Origin of the sequence: Pseudomonas sp. PS01270 (assembly GCF_029959775.1) — a bacterium.
GTDB classification, from domain to species: domain Bacteria; phylum Pseudomonadota; class Gammaproteobacteria; order Pseudomonadales; family Pseudomonadaceae; genus Aquipseudomonas; species Aquipseudomonas atacamensis.
Genome location: NZ_JASCPT010000127.1, coordinates 1 through 15,625, shown reverse-complemented (window position 1 = coordinate 15,625; position 15,625 = coordinate 1). Strand labels below are relative to the sequence as shown.

Annotated in this window: 11 protein-coding genes and 1 pseudogene; 5 read left to right on the top strand and 7 right to left on the bottom strand. The window is 59.7% G+C overall.

Going from position 1 to position 15,625, the window contains the following annotated elements:
• The first annotated feature begins 1,920 nt into the window (after window positions 1–1,920).
• Complete coding sequence (locus QMX86_RS23735) at window positions 1,921–5,064, top strand: transglycosylase domain-containing protein (RefSeq protein ID WP_282383886.1); 3,144 nt, start codon at window positions 1,921–1,923, stop codon at window positions 5,062–5,064.
• A 144-nt stretch (window positions 5,065–5,208) separates the two neighbouring features.
• Here the strand turns inward: QMX86_RS23735 and QMX86_RS23730 are convergent, their stop codons facing one another.
• The 5 genes from QMX86_RS23730 to QMX86_RS23710 all read right to left on the bottom strand — a co-directional run bounded on the left by QMX86_RS23730 (window position 5,209) and on the right by QMX86_RS23710 (window position 11,023).
• Window positions 5,209–6,453, bottom strand: a complete 1,245-nt coding sequence (locus QMX86_RS23730) for a hypothetical protein (protein WP_073473233.1) — start codon at window positions 6,451–6,453, stop codon at window positions 5,209–5,211.
• Window positions 6,454–6,500: 47 nt separating this feature from the next.
• Window positions 6,501–7,001, bottom strand: a complete 501-nt coding sequence (locus tag QMX86_RS23725; protein ID WP_122747769.1) for a CS1 type fimbrial major subunit — start codon at window positions 6,999–7,001, stop codon at window positions 6,501–6,503.
• A 33-nt stretch (window positions 7,002–7,034) separates the two neighbouring features.
• Complete coding sequence (locus tag QMX86_RS23720) at window positions 7,035–7,778, bottom strand: p pilus assembly chaperone (RefSeq protein ID WP_016773365.1); 744 nt, start codon at window positions 7,776–7,778, stop codon at window positions 7,035–7,037.
• A gap of 119 nt (window positions 7,779–7,897) precedes the next feature.
• Complete coding sequence (locus QMX86_RS23715) at window positions 7,898–10,420, bottom strand: CS1-pili formation C-terminal domain-containing protein (protein WP_122747770.1); 2,523 nt, start codon at window positions 10,418–10,420, stop codon at window positions 7,898–7,900.
• 111 nt (window positions 10,421–10,531) lie between these two features.
• Window positions 10,532–11,023: a CS1 type fimbrial major subunit gene (locus QMX86_RS23710; protein ID WP_110646213.1), complete on the bottom strand. Its 492-nt coding sequence runs from the start codon at window positions 11,021–11,023 to the stop codon at window positions 10,532–10,534.
• Window positions 11,024–11,518: 495 nt separating this feature from the next.
• Between QMX86_RS23710 and QMX86_RS23705 the strand changes: the two genes are divergently transcribed.
• The 3 genes and pseudogenes from QMX86_RS23705 to QMX86_RS23695 all read left to right on the top strand — a co-directional run.
• Complete coding sequence (locus QMX86_RS23705) at window positions 11,519–12,094, top strand: PadR family transcriptional regulator (protein WP_024014184.1); 576 nt, start codon at window positions 11,519–11,521, stop codon at window positions 12,092–12,094.
• Window positions 12,091–12,876 (top strand): siderophore-interacting protein, encoded by a 786-nt coding sequence (locus QMX86_RS23700; protein WP_282383894.1) that lies wholly within the window; start codon window positions 12,091–12,093, stop codon window positions 12,874–12,876. The genes QMX86_RS23705 and QMX86_RS23700 overlap by 4 nt, the downstream gene beginning before the upstream one ends.
• A 24-nt stretch (window positions 12,877–12,900) precedes the next feature.
• A pseudogene (locus QMX86_RS23695) lies at window positions 12,901–12,987 on the top strand (metal ABC transporter ATP-binding protein); the annotation flags it as partial.
• A gap of 9 nt (window positions 12,988–12,996) precedes the next feature.
• On the opposite strand, the gene QMX86_RS23690 reads toward QMX86_RS23695, so the two are convergent.
• Together QMX86_RS23690 and QMX86_RS23685 are read right to left on the bottom strand one after the other, a co-directional pair.
• Window positions 12,997–13,635, bottom strand: a complete 639-nt coding sequence (locus QMX86_RS23690; protein ID WP_282387837.1) for a Pr6Pr family membrane protein — start codon at window positions 13,633–13,635, stop codon at window positions 12,997–12,999.
• A 1-nt stretch (window position 13,636) separates the two neighbouring features.
• Window positions 13,637–13,867, bottom strand: a complete 231-nt coding sequence (locus tag QMX86_RS23685; protein WP_016773359.1) for a VF530 family protein — start codon at window positions 13,865–13,867, stop codon at window positions 13,637–13,639.
• A gap of 299 nt (window positions 13,868–14,166) precedes the next feature.
• On the opposite strand from QMX86_RS23685, the gene QMX86_RS23680 reads away from it, so the two are divergent.
• Window positions 14,167–15,528, top strand: a complete 1,362-nt coding sequence (locus QMX86_RS23680) for a carbohydrate porin (RefSeq protein WP_282387839.1) — start codon at window positions 14,167–14,169, stop codon at window positions 15,526–15,528.
• Window positions 15,529–15,625: the final 97 nt, after the last annotated feature.

Sequence of the window (15,625 nt, the reverse complement as noted above, 5' to 3'; positions counted from 1 at the left end):
CGCCACAGGGAGTCCCTGCATGACTGATAAATCTGCTAGCCACAGGGAGTCCATTGCTTACACAGACACATCATGGGGATGTGAACAGTATCTTTGTGGCGAGGGGATTTATCCCCGCTCGGCTGCGAAGCAGGCGCAATTTGCTCACATGCGTTGTGCCTGTAGAAACTGTGGTGGCAGGTTTTGGGGCTGCTTTGCAGCCCAGCGGGGATGAATCCCCTCGCCACAATGAATCCCTGCATGACTGATAAATCTGCTAGCCACAGGAATCTTTTCCTTACACAGACATATCCCGGGATGTGAACAGCCTCTTTGTGATGAGGGGATTTATCCCCGCTCGGCTGCGAAGCAGGCGCAACTTGCTCACATGCGGTGTGCCTGTAGAAACCGTGTTGGCAGGTTTTGGGGCTGCTTTGCAGCCCAACGGGGATGAATCCCCTCGCCACAGGGAGTCCCTGCATGACTGATAAATCTGCTAGCCACAGGGAGTCCATTGCTTACACAGACACATCATGGGGATGTGAACAGTATCTTTGTGGTGAGGGGATTTATCCCCGCTCGGCTGCGAAGCAGGCGCAATTTGCTCACATGCGGTGTGCCTGTAGAAACTGTGGTGGCAGGTTTTGGGGCTGCTTTGCAGCCCAGCGGGGATAAATCCCCTCGCCACAGGGAGTCCCCGCTCGGCTGCGCAGCAGTCGCAATTTGCTCACATGCGGTGTGCCTGTAGAAACCGTGGAGGCAGGTTTTGGGGCTGCTTTGCAGCCCAGCGGGGATAAATCCCCTCGCCACAGGGAGTCCCCGCTCGGCTGCGAAGCAGGCGCAATTTGCTCACATGCGTTGTGCCTGTAGAAACTGTGGTGGCAGGTTTTGGGGCTGCTTCGCAGCCCAACGGGGATGAATCCCCTCGCCACAGGGAGTCCCTGCATGACTGATAAATCTGCTAGCCACAGGGAGTCCATTGCTTACACAGACAAATCATGGGGATGTGAACAGTATCTTTGTGGTGAGGGGATTTATCCCCGCTCGGCTGCGCAGCAGTCGCAACTTGCTGACATGCGGTGTGCCTGTAGAAACTGTGGTGGCAGGTTTTGGGGCTGCTTTGCAGCCCAACGGGGATGAATCCCCTCGCCACAGGGAGTCCCTGCATGACTGATAAATCTGCTAGCCACAAGGAGTCCATTGCTCGCACAGACACATCATGGGGATGTGAACAGTATCTTTGTGGTGAGGGGATTTATCCCCGCTCGGCTGCGCAGCAGTCGCAACTTGCTGACATGCGGTGTGCCTGTAGAAACCGTGTTGGCAGGTTTTGGGGCTGCTTTGCAGCCCAACGGGGATGAATCCCCTCGCCACAGGGAGTCCCTGCATGACTGATAAATCTGCTAGCCACAAGGAGTCCATTGCTCGCACAGACACATCATGGGGATGTGAACAGTATCTTTGTGGTGAGGGGATTTATTCCCGCTCGGCTGCGCAGCAGTCGCAACTTGCTCACACGCGGTGTGCCTGTAGAAACCGTGTTGGCAGGTTTTGGGGCTGCTTCGCAGTCCAGCGGGGATAAATCCCCTCGCCACAATGAATCCCTGCAAGACTGATAAATCTGCTAGCCACAAGGAGTCCATTGCTCGCACAGACACATCATGGGGATGTGAACAGTATCTTTGTGATGAGGGGATTTATCCCCGCTCGGCTGCGCAGCAGGCGCAACTTCCTCACACACGGTGGGCCTGTAGAAACTGCGGAGGCAGGTTTTGGGGCTGCTTCGCAGTCCAGCGGGGATGAATCCCCTCGCCACAGTGTTTGTTCCAGTTTTATTCAGACAGAGCGCCGGCTCCGCTCTTCACATTTTTTTCACCGGCTTCAACCACCGTCTAAGCTTCAGACAAGTCCGATCAATCTGCGTGAATGGATCAGTCGACTATGGGCGCTTTGTGGCAAACCGATTCGAGTAAAACCGTGGTTCAGACTGAAAGTGTGAATGAAGCGCCTGTCCCTGAAAAACCCCGTCGCAACCGGCACGGGTGGAAGGCTTTCTGGTTGCTGTTTTTGATCATTGCGGTGGTGGTGGGACTCGCCGCGTCCAAGGAAATGCGCACTTCGCGCTTTCAGGCGCGGGAGCTGAGCCAGTACGCCGCTTCGCTGACCTACAAACTTGAACCCGGCCCCAGCGAAGCGATTCGTTATCCGGGCAACGGGCCGTTCGATCTGCGCCTGGGTTACAGCTCTCTGGACGAATTCCTGCCGCGTCTGCTCAAGCGCAATTACGTGATCACCGAGCAGACGCGCTTCTCCCCTGCCCTGCTCGGTTACACCGACAAAGGCCTGTTCGTGCCGTATTCGGAAAAGATTCAGGCCGGGCTGTCGATCACCGATTGCCGAGGCGCGCCGCTGTATCGATACAACTATCCGCAGCAACTGTATGCCGACTTCGCGGCGATTCCGCCGGTGGTGGTCAGCAGCCTGCTGTTCATCGAAAACCGCTTTCTTCTCGACCCGAAACAACCGCTGGCCAACCCGGCCGTGGACTGGCCGCGCTTCGGCATGGCGGCGTGGTCGCAAGTGGCGAAGTTGCTGCGCCTGCCCGGGCAATCGGCCGGCGGCAGCACTCTGGCAACGCAACTGGAAAAGTATCGCCACTCGCCCGATGGCCTGACCGTGTCGGGCGCGGAGAAGATCCGCCAGATGATTTCCGCCAGCGTGCGCGCCTATCAGGATGGCCCGCAGACCCTCGGTTCGCGGCAGAACATCGTGCGCGACTACCTCAACAGCGTGCCGCTCTCGGCGGTACCCGGCCACGGTGAAGTGCACGGCATGGCCGAAGGTTTACGGGTCTGGTACGGCAGTGATTTCAACAAGGCCAACGAGCAACTGAACAGCCCGAAGACCGATCCGCAGACCATGGCCGCCAAAGGCCTCGCCCTGCGTGAAATGCTCTCGCTGATGATTGCCCAGCGCCGTCCTTCGCATTACCTGACCAAGGGCCGCGACGAATTGGCCAGCCTCACCGACAGCCACCTGCGCCTGCTCAAGCAGAACGGCGTGATCGACAGCGCTCTGGCCGACGCCGCGCTGGCAAGCACCGTGTCATACCGCGACTGGCAGACCCAGCCAACGATGCAGCCGATTGAAACCAACAAGGGCATCAGCGTTGCCCGCAGCCGCCTGGCGAGCATGCTCAACCGGCCGCTTTACGACCTCGATCGTCTCGACCTGTCAGCCACCAGCACCCTGCAGGGCGACCTGCAAACGCAGGCCACGGCTTATCTGAAAAAACTCGCCGATCCGGTCTACGCTGCCGAAATCGGCCTGCTCGGCGAACGCCTGCTGACGCCGACCAGCACCACGCAAGTGCGCTACAGCTTCACCCTGTTCGAACTGACCCCGGACGGCTCGCGCGTACGCGTGCAGACCGACAGCACCGATCAGCCGTTCGACATCAACGAAGGCAGCAAGCTCGAACTCGGCTCCACGGCGAAAATGCGTGTGCTGACCACGTACCTGCAAATCGTCGCCGAGCTGCACGACAAATACGGCGCGATGAGCGGGCCAGAACTGAAAAAAGTCGAAGTGCCGGATCAGGATCGCCTCAGCCGCTGGGTCATCGACTACCTGATCCAGAACAAGGATCACGACCTGTCGAAGCTGCTCGGCGCCGCGCTGGATCGAAAATATTCGGCCAGCCCCGGCGAGGCGTTTTTCACCGGCGGCGGCCTGCACAGATTCAACAACTTCCGCAAAGAGGACAACGGTCGCCTGCCGACCCTGCGCGATTCGCTGCGCGAGTCGATCAACCTGCCGTTCATTCGGCTGATGCGCGACATCGTCCGTTACACCACCTACTCAGGCCCCAACGGCGAATTGCTCAAGGATGACCGCGACCCCCGCCGCCAGGAATACCTGGCCAGTTTCGCCGACCGCGAAGGCACCTCGTTCCTGCTCAAGTTCTGGAAGAAGTACCGGAACAAGGACACCCAGGCGCGCCTGGAAACTTTCCTCGACAGCATCCGCCCGACGCCGATTCGCATGGCGGCGGTGCACCGTTATCTGTTGCCGGATGCCAGCCAGGAAGACTTCAACAGCTTTGTTCGCGCCCACCTCAAAGGCGCCAAACTCAAGGAGAAACTCACCGATGACCGCCTGATCCGCCTCTACGATTCCTATGGCCCCGGCAGTTACGATTTGCCTGATCAGGGCTTCATCGCCAAGGTCCATCCGCTGGATCTGTGGATGATGGGTTATCTGCTGCATCACCCGGAAGCGACCTTCAGCGAGATCGTCAAGGCCAGCCACTTCGAACGTCAGGAAGTCTACAGCTGGCTGTTCAAGAGCCGGCACAAAGGCGCGCGCGACAGCCGCATTCGCACCATGCTCGAGATCGAAGCGTTCCTCGACATTCATCAGCGCTGGCAGAAAGTCGGCTACCCGTTCGATCACCTGGTGCCGTCACTGGCCACCGCCATCGGCAGTTCCGGCGACCGTCCCGCCGCGCTCGCCGAGCTGATCGGCACCATCCTCAACGACGGCGTACGCATGCCGACGCTGCGCATCGACAGCCTGCATTTCGCCGCCGATACGCCGTACGAAACCAGACTGGTCAACGATCCGCACGTGGGTAAACGAGTGATGCCGGTGGAGGTGGCCAGAGCCATGCGCGAAGCGTTGTCGCAAGTGGTCGATGCCGGTACCGCCAAACGGTTGTCGGGCAGTTTCAAATTGCCCGACGGCACGCCGCTGGCCATGGGTGGCAAGACCGGCACCGGCGACAACCGCATTGCGGCGATCGGCTCCGGCGGGCGGATCATCAGTTCGAAGTCGATCAACCGCACGGCGACCTTCGTGTTCTACATCGGCGACCACCATTTCGGCACCCTCACCGCGTTCGTCCCGGGGCGCTCGGCGGAGAACTTCAAGTTCACCTCGGCCCTGCCCACGCAGGTACTCAAAGGCATGGCGCCGATTCTCACGCCGTATCTGCAACCGGGCAGTGACTCGCAATGTCGTCCGGCGGAAAATCCCCCCGTGGTTACCACCGGGCCGGCGCAGTTGGCAATCCTGTCCGGATGACATCGCATTGCTGCTCTTGCTTCTGTCGCAGAGACCGCGAGGAGTCGTGCCAGGCTGGCCCCGTGCAGCCGCGCAAGACGCTGGGGCCCGATCGAGCGTCTGAACGCAGCCAGACTGGCATGGGCTGCTTGACCGGAATCGCGCTTAACCTACCTCCGAATCCCAGATCACCGTGACATTACCCGAATAGCTGCGCGCATATCCGTCCTTGAGCATTCCATCCACCGCATCGCGGGCTACTTCGAAATGCAGCGTGCCCACCTTGCGATCCAGATAAAAGCTTGGCTGAAACAACTCGGTGCCCGTGCCATCGCGCAGCAATCGCCGGCGATTGACCGCTTGTCCGGCGCCATCGGTCAGCCCGTTGGGCAGGCTGACGCTGACTTCCAGTGGTGCCATATGGCCGGCGCTCGACTCCCATAACCCGCAGTTGTTGCCGGAGACGTACTGGCACTCGATGTTCATCTTGAAGCGGCTCGAGGCCGAGATATTGAACGTCTGGTCACGCATCAACCGGGTCGGCTTGCGGCCCTCGTTCAGCCACGACTGCCAACCGCCCACCGGTTGCAGCGCCACGCGGTTGCCGCCGGGAGGAATATCGACCTTCATGGTGTGCGTAACCCTCAGATTGAAATTGAGGGTCAGAATCGAGTCGTTCGGGATCATCACATCGCCCATGTCGAAATCCATGTTCGGGCCGACGGTGTAGGTAATGGCACCGGTGTAGTCGCCAGCATCCATTTTCAGCGGATCCGGCGTGCGCAGTTCGTAGGCGTAGACGAAATACTGATAGTTCATGCCAAGCGGGATATCGAACAGAGCTTTCTTGGCGCAGACTCCCGCCCCTTCCGGAACTCTCCAGAAACTGTTGTAACCATGCTGTCCCGCTGTAAAGACACCGACACCCAGACACGGTGGCGGAGCGTAGACCCAGCCGCCGCCTTCCCATAAGTCATCCCACCTGCCGCCTCCGGTCAACTCGGCGAACGACAACGGGAAGCCCGCCTCGTGACCAATACCGGCAATTCTCACCTCGACAATGTGGCTGTCACCGGCAGCGTTGGTCACCGAAACAGTCCTCCAGTCGGACGGCACTTTGGCCATGCCACCCTGGCGCGGATCGGCGTGGTTGGCCTGAATCGGTGCATTGGCGGCGAACGGGATGCGCGCGATCAGGCTGAACAGGCCCAAATTCGCGCACGTTTCCGCTGCTTGACGGCAGAAACCCTCGGATGGTGTCTGATTCTTGAACTGATTTTTTTGCGGATTGGCAAAGTCCGGCTCGAAGGTGGCATCAATGTTGTGCACTTCGGCCACTGCCGCAGCGCTGAACAACGTCAACAGCAATCCGATCCATGGGCGGATGCCCGGGGCGCTAGAAAAAATCATGGGTGGTCTCCAGAAAATACTTCGATACCAGCATTGCGCGAGCCATCTCACTCGCCAGGCGCTCGGGCACTGAACAGCAACAGCACGTTGCCGGCGTAATCCCCGGGGCGGTAGCCGCCCTCCGGGCTGATCGGGTCGATCTGCAACAGCACCCGTGTCCCCGCAGCAGCCTCGGCCTGCGACACCACCTCGCGCGGCGCCATCTCGGCGCTCAGCTCCACCTTGTTAAAAGTCACGCGCAGACTGATATCGTCTGCCGGCCGACCGTTCGAAAGGTAAGGCGCGGACTCAAGCCGCGCTTCAATCGCACTGGTGTCGTGACGCACATCAAAGTACTTGCGCACACTGCTCAGGCTTGAGGTCGAGTGATTCCAGTCGAGCCGCTGCGGTCGGTGAATCCAGTCCGGCACCGCGGGAATGATGTAGAACGATCGGTTCGGCACTTCCACTGTCACTTCGAACGTGTGTGCTTCCCGAGCCGCCCAGGCCGCATCGCTGGCCAGAGCCGCCGCGGCTATCAGCGCGACGGCGGTGCATTGCTTGATCATGTTGGTTACCCGTTGCGTCAATGAAAAGCAGACCTAGCGGCTGCTGACCGTCAGGTTCTTCTTCTCGCTGCCTTCGATCAGGAAGAAGCGGTACCCACGGCCCTTCTCCTTGTCGAAAGCGAACGTCTTGCCCGCCAGCACATGGTGTTTGGTGGTCACTCCGCAGTCGGTTTCGTCGCTCAACGAGCAGTTTCTGAACTCGTCGACAATCACCACGGTGTTGCCGTCATTGCGCAGTTCGTAGCGGCTGTCGGTTTCATTGATCGTCGTGGCAAACCGTGTTTCCCTGGGCCGTACGAAGAACACCGTGCCGAAACCGGTCATCACGTTGACCCCGGCCGTCAGTGCCTTTTTGTAGTCTTCCCGTTCTTCCTGGCTGACAGCGAACTCGTCTTCCTTTTCCGGCACCACCGGCACGAAGCGCACGCGGAAGTAACGCTCGCGATCGCGTTCGCCCATGTACAGCAAGCGGGTGCCCTGCATGCCCTCGGCCGGGACGATCAGCCGCGCCGGGCTGGCCATCAGGCCGTTGCGCGAAGCGCCGTCGGCAGCGTTCTCAACCGGGATTTCCTTCGGCGTGCCGTCGGCGTCGTAGACAATCTCCAGAACGTTTACCTTGACGAACGCGGTGGCATCGCCGCTGTTGAACACCCGTTTCAGATAGGTGCTCTTGTCGCCATCCATATAGTCGTACACCGTACCGACATTGATCTGCGGCCCGGCCTGCGCCGTCAGGCAAAACACGCTGAGCACGCCCAGCAAAAAACCACGGTTCATCACTTCAACTCCATGAAAAAAGGAACAAGGCCCCGGCGCGCACGTTCATGCGTCGGCTTCCCGGATAGCGCTGATATTGCCGCTGCGCGTGTCGCCCGAATGTGGACTCGGTCATCGGTTCAGCCCGCCTTCTGCGCGGTGACACCGACGTCGGCCACGGTGTCTGGCGTGCAGCGCAGATCGCCTATCATCAGGACGTTGTTTTCACTGCGGTACTGGTCGGCATCGAGGCGGAACTGACACAGCAAGCGATTATCGCGACGGATTTCGAGGGTCGGCGAACCGGCGTTCATCTCCATTGAAAAGAACCCGTCGACCTCGGTGACACCACGGCTGGCATGGTTGATCACATGATGGCCCTTGAGCGGCTGCCCTGCTTCATCGATCAGGCGACCGAGCACTGTCAGGGTTTTCATCACACGGATCTTGCGGTACTCCACCCCGCCCTTGTTCAGGTGATAGCGAGTGCGCGCCGGCTCGATGGTCGCTGCGGGCACGTTATTGCCCTCGAAGTCGAAGCTCACGGAGCTGTTCTGATAGGCCGTGATCGGGATGAAATTGCGCCCCGGCTTCAAGGCAGCGCTGCTCCCGCTATAGTCGTCGGCACGCAGGACGATGTCGTCGATGTCCGATTCGACATCGACGATCATCCCGGCGCCGCGCACTTCGCTGTGATTGGTCATGAGCATCTGCGCGCCACCGACGACCAGCGTGCTGTCGAGGTTGAGGCCGCCGGTGAAATTGCCGTTGTAGGACGAGCGTTGAATAAAGCCATCGCCGTTGACCGCATCGGTGCGGAAATTGGCCAGGCTCGACATGCCCAGGCCGTAGGTATCGGTCAGCGCCGTGACCGAGACGCTTTGCAGCACGTGATCCTTGAAATCCTTGCGCCAGCCGAGCGAGGCGTTGTTGTCGCGTTTGCCATCACGGGCGGTGCGTGAGCCGATGCTGCCGGTGAGCTGTTGACCGGGCGCGCCGAGCGCCAGATTGATGCTCAGATCGATCCCGCGGTTGCGCGCATCGCCGCTGCTGAAACTGCCCGGACGATCAAAGACCGACAGGCGCCAACTGGCATCACTGCCCAGCAGCACAGTGCGCTGGGTCCAGCCCAGATCCAGGCCTACGCCTTCGACATTGCCTTCGCTGTGCGAAACCCGGGCATTGACCGAACTCTTGCTGCTCACCCGATGATTGAGCGCCAGCGATGAATTGCTGGTCTGGCCGACGAACACGTTACGCGGACGAACGCGAGTGCCGTCGGGCAGCGTTTCGTAGGTGTTGGTGGTGTCGAGCCAGCTGCGGTTGTGGCTGATCACCAGACTGCCCGCGCCATAGTTGTAAAGGCTTTGCAGATCCAGACCGGTGCCGTAATCCTCGGTCTTGTAGACATTGGCATACAGGCTGAGGTGGTTGGCCAGGGTCCAGTCGATGGATGTGCCGTACTGCAGCTTTTCGCGAATCTGCCGCGCCGAGGCGCCGAGAATTACCCGCGGATGTAACAGATAGTTGAGCGATGCACCGGCGGTCGGGCTGCCACTGCTTTGCTTGTCCCAGTTACTCAACAGTTTGCTTTCTTCGCCGGCAAATACGTTGTAGCGCCAGCGCTCGTCGAGGTTGCGCCAGTTGCTCGGCTTGTAGACCAGTTCCTGCGTGGTGGAGGTGATCTGGCCGTCCTCGATCAGGCGAACCTCCACCTCGTAAATGCCACCCGGCAGCGGCCGCGTATCGAGCGACTGCAGACCGGCGGGCACCGATTGCGTGTTGATCAGCAAGCCATTGCGCCAGATTTCCACCGCCCCCTGACGATTGGCGGTCACGTAGATCGGATACACGCTCGGCATCGGCGTGTTGATCGCCAGGCTGTCGGAGCTGCCATACATGAGGCCTACAGCGGTGTCGGGGCTGGTGCCGAACGTGCGCGGCTGACGCATCAGCCCTTCGGAATTGGGGGTGAAATAGCCCAGGCGAAAGAAACTGCCTTGCAGTTCGCGCTGGGTGTGCAGCTCATGCACGGCGTGATACAGCTTGGTGTCAGGACCGCCGAGCCGGGCCATTTGCAGGTTGAGGGTCTGGCTCCAGTTGCCCAGACTGGAACTGGCTTCCAGGCCGAAGCGCCCACCCAGATCCTGATCCTGGCCGCCATTGAGATTGAGTTGATTGCGCACCATCAGGCCACGACTGCCGCCGTCGGGTTGCTCGTAATAACGCTTGGCCTGAACATCGCGCTCGGCATTTTCAGTGAGGATCGAAACCAGCGAACTTTGCAGGTTGTAGTGCACCGCCAGAAACTGATCGGGACACGAACCGCGGCACGCGCCCAGAGGCACACCGGGTTTGAGGTAGCTCGCCCACTTTTCCCGCTCGGCCGGGCCAAAGCGGTTTTCGCTGGTATCGGTGAATTCGAGAAGCGTGATGCGGTCATCTCGCGACAGCACCACCATGGCTTCGCCCAGCGGCTGCTGATCGACTTCGACCCGCACCGCCAGCGGTACATCAAAGAAATGCTCCTCGAAATCCGCCGGCAAGCCTTTGGCCTGCGCCAGCAAACTGCGTGGCGTGGTACCGGTGGCGTCGGAAGCCATGACTGCGCTGGCACAGAACAACAGCGCAAGCGCAGCCGCGATGGGTGTCATCGGGAACATGAACTCGTACTCTGATTTTCAGACAATGAAAGTCCGTCGGGGCAAACACGGATGTTTGCCCCGCCGGTCAAACCCACGGTGAAGGTGGGCGTCTAGCAGGCGATCACGCGATCAGCGCGAACCGACCGGAGGTACCGCATCGAAAACCATTGCAATCGTTCCGGTGTAATCACCCGGCGCGTATGTGGAACTGGCACGCGGAGCGATTTTCAGCAATGCGCGGTAGGTACTGTCGGATTCATCCTCACCCACAACCATTTGTGGCACTTGGTTAAGAACCTTGCCGTTGAATTCAACGTCCAGGGCAATCTGATCGACACCCGATTGCAGCATAGGGATGCCATTGAGGCTGGCGTGAACGGAGCCGTCAGTGTTACGTACGTCGAAGTAACCTTTGACCTCGGTCATCTTGCCGGTGGCAGGGTTGTAGCTCATGTCCTGGTCCTTGTTGACCAGATCAGGGTCGACCGGCACCACAAAGAAGCTGGTGGTTGGCACTGTGGCGACAAGACTGATGGTGTGCGACGCCTCGCCCGCAGCGAAGGCAGTGGAGGACATTGCCAGAAGAGCCAGTGGAGCAGCGATTGCGAATTTCTTGAACATCGTTCAGTACCTGTTTGCTTTATATAAGGGGGTGTCATTGAAAGTTCATAAACCTTTTGCTCGTCGACCGCTGAAGCAACTTGAACTTTCAATGCCGGGCATCATCGACTGTTGCCTCTGGAATGTAAGCAGGCAACTTCCGACAAACTCGTAGTTAAACAACCCCACACCCCGCCAGAAAAAAGAACAAAAAACAGATACTTGCAACATTCGCTGTAAGTTGCGCCCTACACACAGTTACAGGGAAAAAACCATACAGCAACTTAGCCGCTTTAACGCGGCAACTTGCGAGAAATTAGAATATATACTCAAGCTCAACTAGAGCGATAACTTTAACTTTAAGGTCACGCCTTTTTATTTTTGATCGGAAAGAGTTTTGTGGCTTTTTTCACGCTGACCGCTCGTCCGTCGAGCGTCGCCAGAGGCTAAAAACGTCTTGCGCAGCGCTTAAGATATATCTTAAGTTGTATCTAAATACGACGAGAGAGAAGCGAAATGAGAGACCATCATTCCCCCCACCGCGAGCATGGCGATGGCCGCGACGGCTTCGAGAAGCGCCCCGGTCGCGAACGCGGCGGCCGCGGCCCGCGAGTCTTTGCCCCCGGCGACTTGAAATTGCTGTTGCTGGCGCTGATCGCCGAGCAGCCCTGCCACGGTTACGACCTGATCCGCCAGATCGAAGGCATGTTCGACGGCGCCTACAGCCCCAGCCCCGGGGTGATCTATCCGACCCTGACCTTTCTGGAAGAGAGCGACCTGATCGCCGGTGATGCCGAGGCCGGCAAAAAGCGTTACAGCGTCACCGACGCCGGTCGTTTGTCTTTAAGTGAACAAGCGGTGGCGCTCGACGGCGTCCGCATGCGCATCGACGTCAGCAAGCGTTCGCTGCGCGGCCATGATCGCCCGGCGGAAATCCACGAAGCGGTGCATAACCTGCGCCATGCCTTGCAGCTGCACCATGGGCGCTGGAGCGCCGAAGAAATCCTGCGCGTGCGTGACCTGCTCAACGACACCGCCAAAGCCATCGTCGACGGCCCTGCCGTTCAACCTGCCACGGAGAAAGCCGAATGACTGCAGTCGATACTCAAACCATTCACCGCGTGATGCACGAAATCAAACGGCGCAAACTTGAAGTGCTGCGCGTCACCGACCTGACCCCACGCATGCGCCGCATCACCCTCGGCGGGCCGGAACTGGCCGGGTTCATCAGCCTGGGCACGGACGATCACGTCAAACTGCTGTTCCCGCAGAACGCCGAACAAGCGGCGGCGCTGGAGACGATGCAACTGGGCGCCGGCAAGGACAACGGGCCGATGCCCGAGATGCGCGACTACACGCCGCGTCGTTACGACCTGGAAAAAATGGAGCTGGACATCGATTTCGTCCTGCACGGCGACGGCCCTGCCTCGACATGGGCGGAACAGGCGCAACCGGGGCAGTTCCTGCATATCGGCGGGCCGCGCGGTTCGATGATCGTGCCGGACATCTTCGACAACTATCTGCTGATCGGCGACGAAACCGCCCTCCCCGCCATCGCCCGCCGCCTCGAAGGTCTGGCGGCAAATCGCCGGGCATTGGTGGTGATCGAAGTGGAAAACGGCGCTGAGCAGCAAGTGCTGGAAAGCGCAGCGCCGTTCAATGTGATCTGGGTGCTGCGCGAAGGCGGCAAGGACAACCTGCTGGCTACCGTCAAGCAATTGCAGGTGCCCAAGGGCAATCTGTACGCATGGGTGGCGACCGAAACCAAGGTCTCACGGCAGATCCGCCGGGTACTGATCGATGAGCATGGGCTCGATGAACAGTTCATCAAGGCGGTCGGCTACTGGCGCGCGGAAGGCTCTGACGAGGAGTGATTTTCCTCTGACCACAATTTCCCTGTGGGAGCGAGCTTGCTCGCGAAAGCGGTGTGTCAGTCAACATCCATGCAAACTGATACACCGCATTCGCGAGCAAGCTCGCTCCCACATTGAATATCAACTTCGTGCGGTCTTTCTACGATCCAGGCCGATAATCAGCAACCCCACCAACACAAACCCCACCAATATCCCCCCGGCATTGATCAGCACCTGTGGATAACCCAACACCGCCACATCAATGAACGGATACGCATAGGCGCCGAGCAGATGCCCGCGCAGCAAGGCGTAGATGAAATACACCAGCGGATAGATCAGCCACAGCGGCAGGTGCCTCAGGCGCAACGTGCCTTTGGGGACGCAGCACCACCAATAGCCGAGAAACAGCAATGGCATGACGTCGTGGAGCAACTCATCGGCAACAAACTGCCAGCCTTCGGGGTGCCACAAGTGCCGCAGCAGGATGCTGTAGGCCAGACCGACCACGGCGATGCTCACCGCGATCCCGCTGCTGACCCACGGTTGCAGAAACCAGCGCCGCGCGGCGGATTCGCGCTCGCTGACCGCGCAGGTCAGCACCGTCGCCACCAGGGTGTTGGTCAATATGGTGAAGTAGCTGAAGAAACTCACCAGCCCGCCCAGCAGGCTGGCGCCGATGCTCAATCGTGCGAAGAGAATCAGGTACAGCTGAATTGCCAGCCCTGCCCAGCCCAGCACGGCCAGGCCGGTGATCAGGCGTCGGCGCCTCGCGCTGTCCATCTCAGAGCGGTCGCTTGGTGCGCATCAGCTTCACGTACAGGCGTTCGACCTTTTCCCGCGCCCACGGGGTTTTACGCAGGAAGGTCAGGCTCGACTTGATGCTCGGATCGCTCTTGAAACAACGGATGTCGATACGCTCGGCCAGACCCGACCACTCGTAGTGAGTCACCAGTGCGTTGAGGATCTGTTCGAGGGTCACGCCGTGCAGCGGATCGGGGGATTGTTCGTTCATGCCGGGCCTTTGGGCGAAGTGATATGCAGAAGCCGCGCACCTTAGCCGAGGGGCAGAGCGGGTGGAAGGCCTTCCTGCAAATGTAGGCCAACCCGGGAAGATCGCAGGCTGTGGCGCGACTCACAATGCGCCCGTTTGCCGCACTGTTACCGAATCCGAAACGCTGCATGTCTGCAAAAGCGCTTTCTCAATTTGTTACAGATCATTATCCTGCCGCCCTTCCGCTGAAACGCTTCACTGCCTGCGACAATCTGAAGCGCTCGGCCTGCACTCGAAAAACATCAAAAAAAGACTTCTTCATGCCTGACTTTTCCTTCTCCCGAGACAGCGCTATCTCTGCCCTGCGCACCCTTGGCGGCTGCACCGCCCTTGGCTTGGCGACCTGTGCCCACGCGGCGCCGGCCTTAAACAGTGAATCACCGTACATGCTCGGTGACTGGAACGGCACGCGCACAGAACTTGCGGAAAAAGGCTACGACTTCAAACTCGATTACACCGGCGAAATGGGCAGCAACCTGCACGGCGGTTACGATCACGACCGCACTGCCCGCTACAGCGACCAGTTCGGCCTCGGCACCCATCTGGATCTGCAGAAGATCCTCGGTTGGAACGACGCCGAATTTCAGCTGACCATCACCAAACGCAGCGGCAACAACATCAGCAACGACCGCATCAACGATCCACGCGTTGGCGGCTTCACTTCCGCCCAGGAAGTCTGGGGCCGTGGCCAGACCACGCGCCTGACGCAGATGTGGTACCAGCAGAAATTCTTCGATCAGAAGCTCGACATCAAGGTCGGCCGTTTCGGCGAAGGCGAAGACTTCAACAGCTTCCCTTGCGACTTCCAGAACCTCGCGTTCTGCGGCTCGCAGGTCGGCAACTGGGTCGGCGGCATCTGGTACAACTGGCCGGTCAGCCAGTGGGCGCTGCGGGTCAAATATCACCTGACGCCGGAGCTGTATGCGCAGGTCGGCGCCTATGAGCAGAACCCGTCGAACCTCGATCGGGGCAACGGCTTCAAACTCAGCGGCAGCGGCACCCAGGGCGCGATCCTGCCGGTCGAACTGGTGTGGACGCCGAAGCTCAACGGCCTGCCGGGCGAATACCGCGCCGGTTATTACTACAGCAATGCCAAGGCCTCTGACGTTTATAAAGACCAGAACGGCCAACCGGCAGCGCTGAGCGGCGAAGCCTACCGCAGCGCGTCGAGCAAGCACGGCGTATGGCTGGGCGTGCAGCAACAGGTGACCAGCATCGCCAGCGACCACTCGCGCGGTTTGAGCCTGTTCGCCAACGCGACGATGCATGACAAGAAAACCAACGCCATCGACAACTACGTGCAGGCCGGCCTGACCTACAAAGGTCCGTTCGATGCCCGCGCCAAGGATGACATCGGTTTCGCCCTCGCTCGTGTGCACGTCAACCCGGCCTATCGCAAGAACGCCGAAATGACCAACCGCGCCAACGCCGTCTACGACTACGACAATCCGGCGTTCCTGCCACCGCAGGACACCGAATACAGCGCCGAGCTGTATTACGGCGTGCACGTGACCAACTGGCTGACCGTACGCCCGAACCTGCAATACATCCGCCACCCCGGTGGCGTGAACGACGTCGACGACGCCCTGATTGGCGGGATCAAGATCCAGTCGTCGTTCTAAAGATCACAGCTAACCCCTGTGGGAGCGAGCCTGCTCGCGAAGGCGGCCTGTCAGTCGCTGCAGTGTTGCCTGATACACCGCTTTCGCGAGCAGGCTC